The organism is Christensenella sp. KGMB01412, assembly GCF_055522415.1.
The window spans coordinates 476,786-492,976 of record NZ_JBVFVW010000002.1 but is presented as its reverse complement, the minus strand read 5'-3'; the positions used below and the strand labels follow the sequence as shown (position 1 = coordinate 492,976).

Sequence of the window (16,191 nt, the reverse complement as noted above, 5' to 3'; positions counted from 1 at the left end):
TATCTTTTTTGTTTTTTTTATTCAGGATGTGTTTATATAGTTAAATTACCTTTATTTAAGCGAAAAAATGATTTATATAATTTTACGTTTGATCCTGTTTTTTTGTCTCGATTCAAAATTATTTGTGGCTTTTTTACTTTTTTATAAAATGCCATATACTGACAATCTCCCACATCCACAAATAAAAAAGGACTGTTACGACGTCTTCGCCCTAACAGTCCTTTATTCATATATTCATAATAAATTTTTTACTTTACCGTTTTTCTGAGGTCTACACCAAGCTGGTAAGCCGCTGCAAGTTCCTCTTCGTTCGGGTTGAGCTTCGCCTTTGCTTCGCCAACCACCTTCACGCCAAGATCGGTCAGCCGCTCGCTCATATACTTGCAGGCCTCCCCGCTCCACGCATAGGTGCCGAATACTGCCGCGTGCTTTCCCTTGACCACATAAGAGCAAAGGGAAGTCATTACATCCCATACGGGCTTTAACACATCCCTGTTGAGCGTTGGCGATCCAAGCGCAAACGCATCCGCATTATGGATTTTTGCGGCAACTTCCGACGCAGCAATCTTGGAAACATCCTCGATTTCTACCTCCACGCCATCCTGATCCGCTCCTTCATACAGCTTTTCGGCAAGCTTTGCCGTATAGCCGTAGCATGTAACATATCCGATATAAATCTTTTTCGGATCGTTGATCGTGGGCATGGACCAATTTTCGTAACGCTTCACAGCGCCCCACGGATCCTGACGCAAAACCGGACCGTGAGACGGGCCGATCACATCAATTTTCAGGTTCCGGATCTTTTCAACCGCCTGCAAAACATAGCTTTTGAACGGCGACATAATCACATCGAAATAATATTTCTGGGAAGCGATCATATTCGCGTCAAGCTTTGTAAGGTCGTCGAATATCTGGCCTGCCGAATAGTGGAACCCGAATACGTCGCCTGAAGACAGGAACGCATCCTCCTTCACATACGTAAAAATGGAATCCGGCCAGTGTAAATAAGGCGCTGAAATAAACTCAATCGTCTTATTGCCAAGGTCAAGCGTTACTCCGTCGCCCGCAACAATACATTCGAAATCCCGGTTAATGATCTCTTTGATGAACGTTTTTGCAGGACGCGAGCATACAACCACTGCGTTTGGAGCCGCATCCATCAGCTTAACCAAGGCGCCCGAATGGTCAGGCTCTGTGTGATTACATATAATGTAGTCAATTTTCTTCGGATCGACAACCGCGCTGATGCGCTCCAGCTGTTCTTCCGAGAATCCCTGTTTTACAGCGTCAACTACCGCAATCTTTTCACTTCCCTGAATCAAATACGAATTATAGGAAGTTCCCCATTCGGTTCTCATGATTACGTCGAAAATACGCAGATCAGGATTCTGAACACCTACCCACCAGATGCCGTCCGTTATTTTTGTCGGTGCTGCTGTCATACATACCCCTCCGTCTTATTCTTTCTCGAATGCCGATTTATCGGCTCCGCAAACAGGGCATACCCAGTCATTGGAAATATCGTCAAACTTTGTTCCTGGCGCAACGCCGTTATCCGGATCGCCCACCTCGGGATCGTAAACATAGCCACAGATTGTGCATACATATTTTTCCATTTGTTTTGTTCTCCTTTAGTAATTGATTTATAATGCGGAACAATCGTCCCTTATTTATCTGCAAGATACGCGTTCAGCTTTGTTTCCAGAGCATCCGCGTCAATTCCATGGACGGCACAAGCCTGTTCCAGATTCTCAAAATGCGCAGCCGCGCAACCAAGGCAGCCCATTCCGGCTTCCATAAAGATATCCGCGCAGCCTTCGTCTACCTGGATAATATCCATGATGTTCATATCCTTCGTTACTTTTTTTGCCATTGATTTTTACCTCTTTCCCTCAATCATTAATTACTGCTTTTTTATCGATCTCTAAAATATATAAATTATCATATATATTCATAAATAACCGTTCCCCAAATTGGCTAAACGTTTTTTTACGCGCCAAACGTCACAATAAGTTCCGGCGAACCGTTTTCCCGGATGAACCGGACAAATTCCTGCGCGCTGTGAATACCGTCCGGGAGCATCACGCCTCCCCGGCCGACGTCCTCTTCACTGTGCGCATCGCTTCCGCCGATCATGAGCAGATCATGCTCCGCCGCAAATTCGATCGCAAGCTTATTGCGCGAAAAATGCCTCGGATGCGTATTGACGATCTCTATTCCGTCATAGCAGACAGGCTCTACCGGCGTAAGGCCATAGCGGTACGGGTGCGCCTGGAATACGAGAAAACCGTTCTCGTGCATTTTCCTGTAAAAATCCTGAAAGCTGAGCCGGTACAGGTATGGCTCGTCATATAAGAATTCCCGAGTGAATCCATACACCAGAAAATCGCTTCCAAGCCCGCTTTCCTGATCGATGCCAAGGGCGACCTCCATCCCCGGAAGCACGGTAATGCCCGTTCCCTCCGCCGCCTTGAGCGTATGCTCGTAGCCATTCCAGAAATAATCGATTTTTTCCTTCCACGATTTCCGTTTGAGCTTCGGTACCTCAAATACCTCCGGGTGATAATGATCTGTCGTAAATACATAACGGTATCCCGCTTCCTGATATCCATTGATCAGGTATTTGGCAGGTATCCGCGAGCACGGGCTGACTTCCTTCGTGTGACAATGCAATTCCGCCTGATAATATTTCAATATGCCACCTCCGCATTCTTACACTCCTATCATAGTATATTAATACCTCCCGTGCAACGCAAAACTTGATATATCGCAGCTTTTTTTTAATAAAATACACCTGTGGCAATTTGATATATTTTATTTTCCCGTTGCTTTTCTTTGCTTCCAACGCATGCGATTTTGCGAAGGAATCAGGCGGTATGTAATACTTCCATACATAGAAACATTGCAGCATGAAAATTTTTGCAGAATATGTCCAATATATCATTTTGATATCCATAAGCGTAAAAATGAGCGGCAACCAACACACAATTTGATGAAAAAACACTCCGCATATGTTATGATATTAATAGTATTGGGCTGCTATCCTGAGAGCGAGCAGTCTGACATAATTTCAGAAATCGTATTTTTATCAAAAAATCAAAGGGGTTATTATGCAAAATCATTATTATTTTTATCTTTCTCCAAACAACAACCCGCATCACACGCTCGCAGTGGAAGAATATATGATGAACCATGTGAGCCCTGGCGATGTAATTCTTTACCTTTATATCCATTCTGATTCCATTATTATTGGAAAAAACCAGAATGCCTGGGCAGAATGCCGTCACGAACAACTGGGGGCGGACGGCGGGATTCTTGCGCGCAGGGTGTCCGGCGGCGGAGCAGTGTTCCACGATATGGAAAACCTCAACTTTTCCTTTATTGTCGGACGCGAGACTTACGACCTGCACCGCCAACTCAAGGTCATGCTGGCCGCGGCAAAAATGTTTGGTATAGATGCTGAATTTTCCGGCAGGAACGATATTCTGGCGGACGGCAGGAAATTCTCCGGCAATGCGTTTTGTTTCCGCAAAAACGGCGCGTTTCACCACGGTACAATCCTCATCAATACGGATATGACAAAATTATCCAAATATTTAGCGGTACCAAAAGATAAAATTGAATCCAAGGGCATCGCGTCCGTACGTTCCCGTGTCGTAAACCTTGCAGAGCTCAATCCCCAGATCACACCCGAAAGCATGACTCAGGCGCTCAAAAAATCCTTTGCCGCAGAATATGGGGAGCCGCAGGAATATCCCTTCACGCAGGAAGCATGGGATGAAATCGCAAGAATCGAAGAACGCAATGCAGGATGGGACTGGCTGTTCGGCCAGACGCCGCAGTTTGACATCACCATCAAAACACGTTTTGCCTGGGGCGGAATTGAGCTTTTACTCAAAACCAAGGATGCGGTTATTGAAGACGCTACGCTTTATTCAGACGCAATGGATGCGGACTTTATGGCTTCCATCCCCAATGCACTGAAAGGGAGCGTATTCCGCAGCCAGGAGCTGGCAGAACGCCTCCGCAGCCTTCCTGAAACCGAAGAACAAAAGCAGATCACGGACGATATTGCGGCATACATTGTCGAGCAGGGATATTAAATAATCCAGAACACAGGCAGCCATACCGGTTCATTGCGGGTATGGCTGTTTTTTTTGCGTCTTCTACTTTATAAAAAAACGATACTCGGTTATTGACCGGCAGATTTCGTTCTTTCCAAGGATACACGATGGAAAATGATCGTGATGCACACTGTCCGGATACAGCTGCGTTTCAAAGCAGCAGGCGCTTCTTGCCCCATAACGTTTCCCCCGCTTTCCCCTGACTCCCGCAAGTGCGTTCGCAGTATAAAACTGCATTCCGGGCCTGTCTGTAAAAACCTCCATCACAAGACCGCTTCCCGGCGCTTCAAGCCGTGCGGCGCGGCGCAGTCCCCTGCCCCTCAGCACAAAATTATGGTCGTATCCGCCGCACAGCTTCATCTGGCGCGCTTTGCTATTAATCATCCGTCCAATCCGGTGCGTTTCTCTGAAATCAAACGGCGTATTTTCCACCTTTAAAACTTCTCCTGTTGGAATCAGGTTCTCATCGACCGGCGTATAATAGTCGGCTTCCATAAAAAGCCTGTGATCTTCGATGCGCCCGCCGCCATCCAAATTGAAATAGGAATGGTTTGTAAGGTTCAATACGGTATCCGCATCCGAACGCGCCTCGTATTCAAGGCGAAGCGCATTTTCCTCCGTAAGGCTCATTGTTACGCACACATCCACTGCCCCCGGGAATCCCCCTTCCCCGTCAGGGCTTCTGTACGTAAAGAATAACCTGTCTCCTTCCCCTGTTTTCCCCTCCCATACAGCCCGGTGAAATCCAAATTTTCCGCCATGTAACAAATTGATTCCGTTTTCATTACATGGAATATGGTATTTCTCTTTTCCAACCGCAAAGCTTCCCCCGGCGATACGGTTTGCGCAGCGCCCGATGGTCGCCCCCAAAAATGGTTGTTCTGCAAAATATTCCTGCGGCATATCAAAACCGAGCACCACGTCCTGAAGCGTTCCATGTACATCCGGAATTTCAAGGGACATGATCGTGGCCCCATAATTGGTCGCCTTTAAGCGCATACCGTTTTTATTTGCAATCCTGTAAATGTAAACCTCTTTTCCGTTTTTTTTGCACACTCTTTCTGTTGTTGCCATCGTATCTTCCTTTCCAAAGGAAAAGCGGCGCATATGCGCGCCGCTTTTCCCATTTGTATTGTGAACCTACCTTATGAGGTGGCTTTCGCACCCATATTGTTTGTATCCTGAATTTTCCGGTAAAACCCATGCAGCTCTTTGAGGGATTGTTCATATAGCTTTTGGAAGGGTTTGTATTTTTCATACATATCCTGATTCGTGGCATACTCCGCAGCAACTTTTGCATGTGCTTTTGCCGTATCTTTAAGGTCCGGAAATATGCCAACCGCATTTCCCGCGAGCAGCGCTCCGCCCCACATTGCCGCATCATCCCTGTGGAGCACCTGATAAGCCTTTCCTGTCACATCTGCGTTCATCTGCATCCAGAACGCAGATTTTGCGCCGCCTCCGATTGCCCTGACCTCTTTTTTGCGGTATTCAGGATACAGCTTTTCTATTGTGTCAATCGTAAGATTGAAATCATATGTAAAGCTCTCCAGCAGCGCTTTATAGAAATGCTCCCTCCCGTGACTCCAGTCGTGCCCCATCCACATTCCGCGCAGCACTCCGTCAAGCGGCATAGAGCTTCCTCCCAAAAGTCCAATCGCCATAAGCCCGCCGCATCCCGGAGGTATATTCCGCATATCCCGCTCCAGCCTGCAAAACGCTTCTGATAGCTTTTCCCCGTCGCGCCGTGCAAACGTATTTACAAACCAGTCAAGCGTAATCCCTGAACCAGCTACAAACTTTGTCGCAAAAAAGTGTCCCGGTACTGCGGATGGCAGGCAATCGATTCTGCCCGTCTGTAAATCGGGCCTGTAATCCGGCACACAGCAACTGATCTCCCCGTAAGAACCAGCCTCAAAAATCAAATCCCCGGGCGATACCGCGCCGCTTCCGAGCGCGCCCGCCATCTTGTCCCCCGCACCGGAAACAAGCGGCACACCTTCTCTAAGGCCGGTATACTCTGCCATTTTTCTGGAAAGTTTGGCGCATATGGTATTGGATGAAACGATGCGCGGCAGGTATTTGGTATCGAGCCCGATCCTGTCGCAAATGCGCTCCGACCATGCTCCCTTCCCAATATCTGCAAGGCCCGTCCATGTCGTGTAGGTCGTATCGATCACCGCATCCTCGACAGGCATTCCGGAAAGCTTTCCAATCAGATATCCGCTGATCATCAGGTATTTCCTGATCTTTTTGCTTTCCTCCGGAAATTCCTTTTTGAACCATTCAAATTTAGGCGCCATCTGCGGAGCATTTGTGCCGCTGGTCTGAAGGAATTCTCTCTTCAGCTCCTTCATTTGGCGCTGCGCATACGGCATATACCGGCTGTCAAGCGAGCACGACCATGTGGTGATATCATTCCATTCATGATCCACCCCCATAAACCCGGACATCTGGCCTGTAAAAGCGATTGCCGCTATGTTTTTCACCCTGCCTCCAAGCTCATAGCATACCTTTTTCATACAGGAAACCGCGGAAGTTACCAGATCGTCTCCCTTCTGGATAAAGATGCCGGGCTTTGGCCTCTCATCCCTGACCGGCTCTGTCCTGAGCGCTACGCAGGCGCTGTCCGTATCATACACGCCGGTTTTTATGAAACTCGTTCCGAGATCCACCGACATCAATAGAACCTCTTCCATATTCGTTTCTCCTATTTTACCAAGAGAACATACTCCCAAAGGGGCCGTATGTTCTCCTGGCGTCGTTTCTATTTTGGTGTGTTTGTTACCTTAAACCTCGATACACTCGATATCGAGTACATCGCACAGCATACGCAGCCTTCTCATATGGTCGCCTGTAAACATCACCTGATGATGCGTGCCTCCATATTTCAGCCAGTCGTTCATTGACGCACGGATTCCCTGATCCGGTTTAAAAAACGAATAATTCATCGGAATCCCGGGGATTTCTTCCGTATCAAGCACCTCGCCCTTTGAAATCAGCATCCTGTAACGGCTGCCTTCCACAGGCACCAGCGTTGCCATCGTCGTCTCTCCCGGCTGTGCGCTGTAAATCGGCGTGGGCGGGTTTTCCATATCCCCAATGTCCAGCGGACGGTCAATCAGCTTTATGGGCCTGTCCTTACGGGCGATCTTCCAGTTTCCTTCTCCCATATGGCTCATCAGCGCCGCATCGCGTACGTAATCGAGCGAATACATCTCGGTGAAATGCGGATCGCCGATCAAAAGGTGTCCTATCACGGTAAGCAGCATCGCGTGCACGTCCCCCTCCGCCGAATAACCATAGCCTTTGGCAAGCAGGTTTGACGCGCCCAGTATCGGCAGCTGCCGGAGCCTTGCGCCGTCATCGTGGTAAATGGTAAAGTTTGGCGTAAACGCCTCATACCCTTTTTTGACCATGAATTTTTCAAAGGCAATCTGCAGCCGGGCCGCGTAATGGTGCGATTCCTTCGGCAGGTTCGGCATAATCTCAAAATTCTTCGCATCCTCTGCTACCTGCTCGTCCACTTCCTCTTTTGTTACTTTTTCAAATTCCTCCACCACAAGCCCGATTGACTCGTAATCGATTTCCATTCCAAATTTTTGGAAATATGCCACTTCGTCCCCAAGGATGTCGCCCATGCCCTGCATTTTGTTAAATACAGCTCCCTTGACGGACTTCAGACGTTTTTTGGTGTAAGCCGCCGCAGCCCAGTCCTCTACAAAGTCCTTGAACGCCTTCGTATGCCAATCCTCTGTAATAATCGTTGGCTTTACGCCAAGGCGCATCAGCATATTTGCCGTATCCTGCGAGCCGTGAATGCCCTGGTTGGTTGTCAGCAGGCTCCAGTTCCAGTCCTGCGTTACCTCGGCAAGCGGCTGGATGTTTGCGATCAGCACCGGCAGCCTGTTGTCTTTCATTGCCTGTACCACGCGCATTCCCGGCGAATACAGCAGGTTCAGGGATATGATTCCGTCATAATCCTTATCGTTAAACGTTTTTACGATGCGTTCGATTCCATCCCGGTCCTTTGCAATCTCCGGAAAATCGATCTCCACTACATCATCCAGATAAGCGGTCAGCTCCTTTACAAATTTTGTCTGGTTTTCCGGTATTTCCGGCTGCGACTCGTCATAAAGCCCCTGCATGATTCCTAAAAGGCCAACCTTTGGTTTCATTTTCTGCAACATCGTTTTTCTCCTTATGTTTAATTTCCTTTTTTCCTGTGTGAAAGCTGGTCGATCGTTACTGCCAGTATCAAAATCGCCCCACTGATAAGGTCCTGCCAATATACCGATACGCTCATCAGCACAAGGCCATTGTTGATAATATTGAGCAATATCACGCCGAGGATCGAGCCGAATACCGTGCCCTCCCCGCCCGTCAGGCTCGCACCGCCGATCACGCACGCCGATATCACGCGCATCTCCGTTCCCACGCCCGCGTTTGGAGCTGCCACATTAAAGCGCGAAAGTGACAGCACTCCCGCAACGCCTGCGAGAAGCGCGCATACAATGTAAACGATCATCTTGATCTTTGCCGTATTGATGCCCGAAAGGAGCGCCGCTTTTTCATTGCTGCCTGTGTAATACACATTGCGCAGCGGCGCAGACTTGCGGAACAGGAAGTCGGCTATGACCGCTATGACGACAAAAATAATGACAAATACCGGAATCCCTGCAAGGTCTCCGCTGCCAAGCACACGGAACTCCTCAGATACGCCCGAAAGCGACAGCGGCGAGCCTTCGGTCAGCACATATGCCGCGCCGCGCGCAATACTCATCATACCAAGCGTCGCGATGAGCGGGCTGAGGCCGATCTTTCCGATAAAGTATCCGTTGAATAAGCCGCACAGCAGCGCTACTCCAAGGGCAATGAGTGCAGCCAGCCAGATATTGACTCCAAAAAAGATATACAGCGCACCGGCAGTTACCATCGATAGCCCCATCACAGAACCAACCGAGAGGTCTATTCCGCCAATCACGAGAACCATTGTCATTCCAATCGCAATAATTCCATCCGCAGATAGCCCCAGCGCTGTTGTCGAAAGGTTTGCGCTTGTCAGGAAATACGGCGAAATGATACTCAGGATTACTGTGATGCCAATGATCAGGAAAATAACCGAGGTTTCCCTGAAAGCAAACAGCTTTTTGAATGTATTTGCGTTTTTTTGATTTTGAAGTGTTCTTTCTTCCATTTTTCTCCCCCTTAGCTTGCGGCTGTTTTCTGCTGCGCGCCCGATGCGTACACGATAATATTTTCTTCGCTCAGGTCGCTGCCCGAAAGCTCCCCGCTGATTTTCCCCTCGTGCATCACGACCACCCTGTCCGCAACGCCTATGATTTCCGGCAGCTCTGAAGAAATGATGATCACGCCAATCCCTTCGTTTGCAAGCTTACGCAGCATTTTATGGATTTCTGATTTTGCGCCCACGTCGATTCCGCGCGTCGGTTCGTCCATAATGAGAAGCTGGGGATTGGTCGCAAGCCATTTGCCGATCATCACCTTTTGCTGGTTGCCGCCTGAAAGGCTTTTTACCTTTTGCTGGTTTGAAGCAATCTTGATTTCAAGGTCTCCCACATACCGGTCGCACAGCTTTCCCTGCTTTGCCTTGTCGATGGTAAGCCCGGACCTTATATTGTCTACCTTTGCCGCCGCAATATTCTCCTCAATGGTCATATCGAGGAACAGCCCCTGCGATTTGCGGTCCTCCGTGAGATATGCAAACCCGTGCGATATCGCTTCTTTATAGTCCTGGTTTTTGACCGTCTGCCCTTTAAAAATAATTTCACCGTCATCCTTTTGGTCGATCCCGCACATGGCCCGCATGACCTCCGTACGCCCAGCGCCCACCAGTCCGTAAAAGCCGAGCACCTCGCCCTTTTTGAGCGCGAAGGAAACGTCCTCAAATACGCCCCTGCTCGTGAGCCCATTCACCTTCAGAATCACTTCGCCGGTTTGCGCCGCCTTTTCCGGATACAGGTTTTCTATATTGCGCCCTACCATCATCCGTACAACCTGGTCCGGCGTTACGTCTTTCACTTCCACGCTGTCTACAAAGCAGCCGTCCCGTATGACAGTGATCGAATCGCACATCTCGAATATTTCTTCCATACGGTGGCTGATATAAAGGATGCTCACCCCCTGCTCCTTGATTTCCTTTAATATCTGGAACAGCACCACCGTTTCCGCTTCCGTAATGGATGAAGTCGGCTCGTCGAGTATCAATAATTTGCAGTCGAGCGCAAGCGCTTTTGCAATCTCGATAATCTGTTGCTGTGCAACCGTAAGGTCCTTTACAAGGTCGTCCGGCCCAAAATCCGCATGGAATTTCTGCAGATAGCGTTTGGCATTCTCATGCAGCGCACGCGCGTCCGTAAGCTTCATTCCCTTGCGCGGCAGCCTTCCCATAAAAATATTTTCGCTTACCTTCAGGTGAGAGCACAGGCTCAGCTCCTGGTGCACAAAACCGATCCCCGCATCCTGCGCTGCCTTTGGCGTCAAAAATTGCACCTTCTCACCCATAAATATAATTTCCCCTTCATCCGGCTGCATCAGCCCGGAAATCACATTCATGAGCGTTGATTTGCCCGCCCCGTTCTCTCCTACGATCGCGTGCGCTTCCCCTTTGTGCACTTTGAAATGCACCTGATTGAGCGCGAGCGTGCCGGGGAATTTTTTTGTAATATCCTTTACTTCCAAAATAATCTCGTCATGTGACATAGCGTTCCCCCATTTCGTCATCCTTGTTTTGTATCCGGCTTCGATTCTGTCGAAGCCGGATACAAAGGAAAGCAAACCTATTTTTCCATGTAGAAGGAATCCGCATTATCCTTCGTTACAATGCTTACGCCTGTATCGACCGTAGTCGGCAGTGGGCTGATGCCTTTTTCCTTCCAGCCTTCCACTGGATTAGCATGGTTATTGTGCAGGTCATACAGGAATTCAAACGACCAGAAGCCCATATTGTAGGTGCCCTGTGCAATCGTCGCCTGGATCGTGCCCTCCTTAATCATATCGAGCGTCGCAGAATCCGTATCAAAGCTTACAACCTGGATCGCGCCTTCCTTGCCCGCTTCCTTGACAGCCGTACCCGCGCCTACTCCTGCGGTGGAGTCCGTGCAGAAGATTCCTTTCATATTGGGATTTGCCTGTAGCATTCCCGCCGTTACCTTCGCGCCTTCCGCCTGGTCGAGATTACCGTTTACAGTCTGTACCACCTTCATATTTGGATAATTGGCCTCGATTGTTTCTTTAAAGCCGTTTGCGCGTTCCTCCAGGTTCAGCAGGCCCGGCACCTGCAGTATCCCGACTTCTCCCTGTTCGCCGCATAGTTCTGCGATAGCCTTTGCCGCTTCTACGCCCGCCGCATAGTTACCGGTGGCAAGGAAGGAGTAGCGCCCGCTGTCAGGAGAATCCGAGTCGAACGTCACCACTGGAATACCCTGGTCTATCGCCTTCTGGATCGGATCCTTCAGCCCCTCCGGATTCACGCACGTTACCGCAATGCCCGCAGGGTTTTTGGCGATGACCTGCTCCAAAACGGTAACCTCCTGGTTTACGTCGTTTGTATTCGCGCCCGTATATTCGGTTTTTGCTCCATATTTGGCCGCCGCGCTTTCAAAACCGTTATAACAGCCCTTCCAATACTCGATCCCCGAAGAGAACGTAACCATATAGTAGACGTCGTCCGGATTTGCCGCAGACACAGCCTGTGTTCCCTCATCTCCTGCGGATGCGGCAGGCGCGTTTGCGGAAGTGCCGCTGCAACCAGCCAGCATAGCCGCCGTTAACAATAAAGCTACGATAACCATCAAATTTTTTTTCATTTTTTCTCCCTCTTTCATTACTTTTTTATAGGATTTCATTCTTGTGAATGAAACTTATGATCTTCGATTACGCCCGTTATTCAAACGTTATTACCGCCTTCATAACGCCCTTTGTGCGAATATCTTCAAATGCGTCCCCAATCCTGCAAAGCGGGTACCGCTGCGAGATATATTTTCCTGCATCGATTTTGCCGCCGGACATCCATTCGAGTACCTTTCTGTTTTGTTTTGGCGTTGATGCGTGCACCCCATATATACCAAGCTCTTTATAGTGGATGATATTGCTGTCCAAAAAACCTGTTCCTTCCCCCGGAAGTCCGCCAAACAGACTGATCCTTCCGCGTTTTGCAATGATGCTTTGCGCGTCGCGCTGTGCCGCGCCTGCAGAGCACGCAACAATCGCAACGTCCGCTCCGCAGTCTTCCGTCAGCTCCAGTACGCTTTGCCGCACATCCCCTTCAACAGCAAATATCTGCGGGATCAGTTCTTTTGCAGCCTGTCTGCGCGTTTCGTTTGGTTCGATCATCATTACCTTCTCCGCCCCTGCTGCCAAGGCAAGCTCAGCGTGCATACATCCGATAAATCCGGAACCAAATACCACAACACGGTCCCCTTCGCCAATATTCAGGAATTCCTGCGCGTTCACCACGCACGCAATCGGCTCCGCAAGCGCCGCTTGCTCATAAGGTACATTTTGGGGCACATGGTTCACATTTCCCATTTCAAAGTACCGTGCAGGTATTTCCATATATTCCGCAAAACTTCCGTCACACTGGAACCCCAGCGTTTCCAGATGATCGCACATATTCGTATGCCCCCTGCGGCACATCCTGCATTCACCGCATCCAAGCGCCGGGGCAACCGACACGATATCCCCCGGTGCAAACCCCTGCACACCCACGCCGGCTTCGACAATCTCTCCACACATCTCATGGCCGATTGTAGTGCCCGGGGCAATCTTTTTGCTGCCATGCAGGTATGTCCTGAAATCCGTACCGCATATGGACGATGCGAGCACCCTTATCACTGCCGCGCCTTTCCCTGCCTTTGGGCGCTCCTTCTCTACCAGTTCAAATTTTTCGTCCCTGTTAAAAATATATGCCAGCATATTGTCAACCCTTCCCTTCTGCCTTTGTTATTTTTCCAACCGCGTTCACGTGCACTCATTTTGCAAAAAAATTTCCTTTGAGATGCTAATATTACCTTTTTTCCAACTTTTGCCATGTATCAGGTGTGGCCAAGAATGATGCGGAAACTTTTTCTGTACTTCATTCGGCTTGCGTTCACGTGCACTCAAAAGATTAAACAAAGTACCGCCTTTTCGAATGCCTGGAAAAAGCCTGTTTTCATGCGCTATTCATTTTTTTGCTGTCATTTCTGGAGTCTGGTTAAAAATCTATCGTTACTTGCTTTTCAATATTTATAGAGCGGGTACCCATCCACACTGGGCCGTTCGCTGAGCAATATCCCCAGCCTGGTGTACAGATGTTCCTTCTCAGGCATTTTACCGTCCGTGAGATACCGCGATAATATTTTCAGGGAGTAATAGCCTTGCGCGTGCGGATCCTGGTGGATTGCCGCATAAATCACATTTTTTTGCATCAGCTCTTCTATTTCGTCATTTACGTCAAAACCGATCGCCTTTATAACGTCCTGTTTCCCGCAATCAAGTATTGCCCTTGCGGAGGCTTCAAGTCCCGTCGTTGTGGTCAAAAATACGCCCGCAAGCTGTGGGTAATCGATTGTCAGCCGTTTGGTGATCTGGTAGGCTTCTTCCTTGTCCTCAAAATACTCGTAGGTGCCAATCAGCTCAATCTGCGGAAAGCTTTCCTTCATGACGCTGATAAAGCCCTCTGCGCGCTCGCGCAGCCCGGAAGCCTGTGGAAACCCTGAGAGAATTGCCACCTGTCCCTTTTTCGCAAGAAACTTTCCCATCAGCTCTGCGGCCACCCTGCCCGCCATCATGGAGTCCTCGCCCACAAAGCAAAGCCTCTTGCTGTCCGGCAGATCGTTATTGAGTGCAACCACCGGCATCCCGGCCTCAACCGCAGCGTCCACATGGGGGCGCAAAAGAACCGGGTTTGCGGGTATGATCAGCATTCCGTCATACTTTTCCTGTATCGCTTTTTCAAACAGCTCGATCTGCCCGCATACGTCGTTGACAGCCTTGGTATGGTAATAGGTAACGCTTACGCCAAAATCCTTCAGTTCCTTTTCCGCATCCCTGATGCCCTGCTCGATCTTTCCAAAAAAGTACTCGGGTATGCTCGGCAGAATCGCTACAATACGGATGTCCTTTTGCAACACCAGCGTACGCGCAAGCTTATTGGGCTTGTAGCCAATCCTCTCTGCGGTTTCCAGAACCCTGCGTTTTGTTTCTTCGCTGATCCTTCCGGCGTTATTAAGCGCCCGATAGACCGTTCCTCTGGAAATACCAAGCAAATCCGCAATATCTTGTGATGTATGTCTTTTTTGCATAAACCGTATCCTTTACGCAGCTTCCATTCAGAGTTGCCTGCTTTATTTTTCGTTGTGTGCTCGTGAACGCAATTCATTAAAAAAATATATTTATAAAGTATCACGCATTTTTATAAATAGCAAGCCTTTCTGTCGCAAAAAAGCGAATCTGAAATATATTTCCAGGATTCGCCCTTGCAGGTTAAATTAATTTCCCTTTGTTTTTCCCTGTTCTCCCGTGTATAACAATTCATCCAGCATTCTCTGCGGATGGTTGAGGAATTGTTTTGTGATAAAGTAATGCTCTGTTTGCTCGTACATCGTCTTTTCTATGCCATGCTCATCCAGTACAAAAATATCCGCATCAGGATACGCCATCAGGATCGGAGAATGCGTTGCAATGATAAACTGCGAGTTGCGGCTGGCAAGCTCGTGCAGCATCACCAGAAGGGAAAGCTGCCTTGCCGGGGAAAGCGCCGCCTCCGGCTCGTCAAGGATATACAGCCCGTTTCCCCAAAAGCGGTTCTCCACAAGCGCCATAAAGCTTTCCCCATGCGACTGCGCGTGCAGCGATTCCCCGCCGTAGGAATGATAGATGCCTGAACGCTCTTCCTCCATCTCGTCCACATTGGAGGCTACGTTGTAAAAACTTTCGGCGCGCAGGAAAAATCCGTCTTTTGCAAAAGGAATTCCTTTTGCAATCCTGATGTACTCATACAGGCTGGAATGCGTGCTGCGTGAAGAGAAATTAAAATTTTTAGAACCGCCTTCCGCATTGAAGCCGTATGCCACTGCCACCGCCTCGAGCAGCGTCGATTTTCCACTGCCGTTCTCACCAACAAGGAAAGTGACCTTTTTTGTCAATTCAAGCGGGCGGTAAAGCGCCCTTATTGCCGGAATCCCGGCCAGGTACGACCGTTCCAGCTCCGCGCGCTTATCCTGCCGCAGTACAACCTGTTTTACATACATTGTTTCTCCCCATGCTCAGTACGCGTAATAACCGAACGCGAGCAGCATCATTGCAGAGAATACGGCTACGATAATCGATACCGCCAGAAAAACAACGCTGAGCACAAAGCCCGCGGTTCCCATTCCCTTCGCCGTGGAACGCATTCCCTTCCTGCCGCTGACAATTCCGATAATACCGCAAACAATCCCAATGATCGGTATCCAGATGCCAAGGATGCTTACCAGCCCCATTACAAGGGCAAGCGTCGCACTTCCTTTCGGATCGTGAACAAACACCGGTATGCCCTGCGACGCCTGCTGCTGCGGCTGGTATACCTGTTGCGGCGCTTCCTGCCGGAAGTTTTGCGCTCCCTGAACGGCTGGTGGAGCCTGCTGCATGTCCGGCGCAGTCTGCCCTGCCGGCTCTGTGGGCTGCTGGGGCGCCGCTCCATTTTGCAATACCTGCGATTGCTGCAAAAGTCCGATCAGCTGGTTCACTGTTTTATGGAAGCTGTCCTTAACGGCAAATCCCCACGCCCCGGTAAAATCCATCTCCCCGCCATATACGCCGGGCAGCCATACAGTGCGCAGCCACGCCTCGAGGTGCACCCGCCCGCCCATATACTCAAGCTTGATAAACTGCGGCGCTGCAAGCGCTCCAACGCCCTTTTTCCATACATTTTCGCCTTTGAAATTTACATACTGGTATCCTTCCTTCCCGAAAAAATCCTGCGACACAAATGCAATAAACTGATCCGCATCCGGCCTGTCCACATAAAAATCTGCCATAAACCTTGCCATCACTTTTCTCCTTTTCCTGTTTGTCTCCGTAT

The 16,191-nt window shown here is 49.3% G+C and carries 15 protein-coding genes; 1 reads left to right on the top strand and 14 read right to left on the bottom strand.

Annotation, left to right across the window (positions count from 1 at the left end; translation table 11 throughout):
• Positions 1-248: 248 nt before the first annotated feature.
• From ACS5WU_RS05385 to ACS5WU_RS05370, 4 genes are all read right to left on the bottom strand, one after another.
• Positions 249-1,442, bottom strand: coding sequence for an FprA family A-type flavoprotein (locus ACS5WU_RS05385; protein WP_059109613.1), 1,194 nt, complete (start codon positions 1,440-1,442; stop codon positions 249-251).
• A 15-nt stretch (positions 1,443-1,457) separates the two neighbouring features.
• The gene (rd, locus tag ACS5WU_RS05380; protein WP_059109614.1) at positions 1,458-1,616 is read right to left on the bottom strand and encodes a rubredoxin; all 159 of its coding nucleotides are present in this window, start codon (positions 1,614-1,616) and stop codon (positions 1,458-1,460) included.
• 50 nt (positions 1,617-1,666) lie between these two features.
• Complete coding sequence (locus tag ACS5WU_RS05375; RefSeq protein ID WP_046442395.1) at positions 1,667-1,873, bottom strand: DUF1858 domain-containing protein; 207 nt, start codon at positions 1,871-1,873, stop codon at positions 1,667-1,669.
• Positions 1,874-1,989: 116 nt separating this feature from the next.
• On the bottom strand, positions 1,990-2,694 hold the full coding sequence (locus ACS5WU_RS05370; RefSeq protein WP_302762177.1) for a PHP domain-containing protein: 705 nt from the start codon (positions 2,692-2,694) through the stop codon (positions 1,990-1,992).
• Between the two features lie 416 nt (positions 2,695-3,110).
• On the opposite strand from ACS5WU_RS05370, the gene ACS5WU_RS05365 reads away from it, so the two are divergent.
• A complete protein-coding gene (locus ACS5WU_RS05365; RefSeq protein ID WP_302762178.1) occupies positions 3,111-4,103 on the top strand; it encodes a lipoate--protein ligase in 993 nt (330 codons plus the stop codon).
• Positions 4,104-4,166: 63 nt separating this feature from the next.
• Here ACS5WU_RS05365 and ACS5WU_RS05360 read toward each other — a convergent pair whose 3' ends face one another.
• The 10 genes from ACS5WU_RS05360 to ACS5WU_RS05315 all read right to left on the bottom strand — a co-directional run bounded on the left by ACS5WU_RS05360 (position 4,167) and on the right by ACS5WU_RS05315 (position 16,159).
• Positions 4,167-5,198, bottom strand: a complete 1,032-nt coding sequence (locus tag ACS5WU_RS05360) for an aldose epimerase family protein (protein ID WP_465088996.1) — start codon at positions 5,196-5,198, stop codon at positions 4,167-4,169.
• Between the two features lie 71 nt (positions 5,199-5,269).
• Entirely contained in the window at positions 5,270-6,823 is a 1,554-nt protein-coding gene (locus tag ACS5WU_RS05355) for a xylulokinase (protein WP_465088995.1), read from the bottom strand.
• A 90-nt stretch (positions 6,824-6,913) separates the two neighbouring features.
• A complete protein-coding gene (locus ACS5WU_RS05350; RefSeq protein ID WP_302761794.1) occupies positions 6,914-8,314 on the bottom strand; it encodes an L-fucose/L-arabinose isomerase family protein in 1,401 nt (466 codons plus the stop codon).
• A gap of 17 nt (positions 8,315-8,331) precedes the next feature.
• A complete protein-coding gene (locus ACS5WU_RS05345) occupies positions 8,332-9,321 on the bottom strand; it encodes an ABC transporter permease (protein WP_059109620.1) in 990 nt (329 codons plus the stop codon).
• Between the two features lie 11 nt (positions 9,322-9,332).
• The gene (locus ACS5WU_RS05340) at positions 9,333-10,847 is read right to left on the bottom strand and encodes a sugar ABC transporter ATP-binding protein (RefSeq protein ID WP_302761797.1); all 1,515 of its coding nucleotides are present in this window, start codon (positions 10,845-10,847) and stop codon (positions 9,333-9,335) included.
• A 77-nt stretch (positions 10,848-10,924) separates the two neighbouring features.
• On the bottom strand, positions 10,925-11,953 hold the full coding sequence (locus tag ACS5WU_RS05335) for a substrate-binding domain-containing protein (RefSeq protein ID WP_046442429.1): 1,029 nt from the start codon (positions 11,951-11,953) through the stop codon (positions 10,925-10,927).
• Between the two features lie 76 nt (positions 11,954-12,029).
• On the bottom strand, positions 12,030-13,061 hold the full coding sequence (locus tag ACS5WU_RS05330; RefSeq protein WP_302761800.1) for an alcohol dehydrogenase catalytic domain-containing protein: 1,032 nt from the start codon (positions 13,059-13,061) through the stop codon (positions 12,030-12,032).
• A gap of 305 nt (positions 13,062-13,366) precedes the next feature.
• Entirely contained in the window at positions 13,367-14,431 is a 1,065-nt protein-coding gene (locus ACS5WU_RS05325) for a LacI family DNA-binding transcriptional regulator (RefSeq protein WP_046442402.1), read from the bottom strand.
• 186 nt (positions 14,432-14,617) lie between these two features.
• Positions 14,618-15,379, bottom strand: coding sequence for an AAA family ATPase (locus ACS5WU_RS05320; protein WP_059109622.1), 762 nt, complete (start codon positions 15,377-15,379; stop codon positions 14,618-14,620).
• Between the two features lie 15 nt (positions 15,380-15,394).
• Complete coding sequence (locus ACS5WU_RS05315) at positions 15,395-16,159, bottom strand: hypothetical protein (protein WP_302761788.1); 765 nt, start codon at positions 16,157-16,159, stop codon at positions 15,395-15,397.
• Between the last annotated feature and the right edge of the window lie 32 nt (positions 16,160-16,191).

What these genes read in the sequence shown, in the direction of transcription:
- ACS5WU_RS05385 (WP_059109613.1), bottom strand. Translation starts at nt 1,442, where the DNA reads ATGACAGCAGCACCGACAAAAATAACGGACGGCATCTGGTGGGTAGGT.
- rd (WP_059109614.1), bottom strand. Translation starts at nt 1,616, where the DNA reads ATGGAAAAATATGTATGCACAATCTGTGGCTATGTTTACGATCCCGAG.
- ACS5WU_RS05375 (WP_046442395.1), bottom strand. Translation starts at nt 1,873, where the DNA reads ATGGCAAAAAAAGTAACGAAGGATATGAACATCATGGATATTATCCAG.
- ACS5WU_RS05365 (WP_302762178.1), top strand. Translation starts at nt 3,111, where the DNA reads ATGCAAAATCATTATTATTTTTATCTTTCTCCAAACAACAACCCGCAT.
- ACS5WU_RS05360 (WP_465088996.1), bottom strand. Translation starts at nt 5,198, where the DNA reads ATGGCAACAACAGAAAGAGTGTGCAAAAAAAACGGAAAAGAGGTTTAC.
- ACS5WU_RS05355 (WP_465088995.1), bottom strand. Translation starts at nt 6,823, where the DNA reads ATGGAAGAGGTTCTATTGATGTCGGTGGATCTCGGAACGAGTTTCATA.
- ACS5WU_RS05350 (WP_302761794.1), bottom strand. Translation starts at nt 8,314, where the DNA reads ATGTTGCAGAAAATGAAACCAAAGGTTGGCCTTTTAGGAATCATGCAG.
- ACS5WU_RS05345 (WP_059109620.1), bottom strand. Translation starts at nt 9,321, where the DNA reads ATGGAAGAAAGAACACTTCAAAATCAAAAAAACGCAAATACATTCAAA.
- ACS5WU_RS05340 (WP_302761797.1), bottom strand. Translation starts at nt 10,847, where the DNA reads ATGTCACATGACGAGATTATTTTGGAAGTAAAGGATATTACAAAAAAA.
- ACS5WU_RS05335 (WP_046442429.1), bottom strand. Translation starts at nt 11,953, where the DNA reads ATGAAAAAAAATTTGATGGTTATCGTAGCTTTATTGTTAACGGCGGCT.
- ACS5WU_RS05330 (WP_302761800.1), bottom strand. Translation starts at nt 13,061, where the DNA reads ATGCTGGCATATATTTTTAACAGGGACGAAAAATTTGAACTGGTAGAG.
- ACS5WU_RS05325 (WP_046442402.1), bottom strand. Translation starts at nt 14,431, where the DNA reads ATGCAAAAAAGACATACATCACAAGATATTGCGGATTTGCTTGGTATT.
- ACS5WU_RS05320 (WP_059109622.1), bottom strand. Translation starts at nt 15,379, where the DNA reads ATGTATGTAAAACAGGTTGTACTGCGGCAGGATAAGCGCGCGGAGCTG.
- ACS5WU_RS05315 (WP_302761788.1), bottom strand. Translation starts at nt 16,159, where the DNA reads ATGGCAAGGTTTATGGCAGATTTTTATGTGGACAGGCCGGATGCGGAT.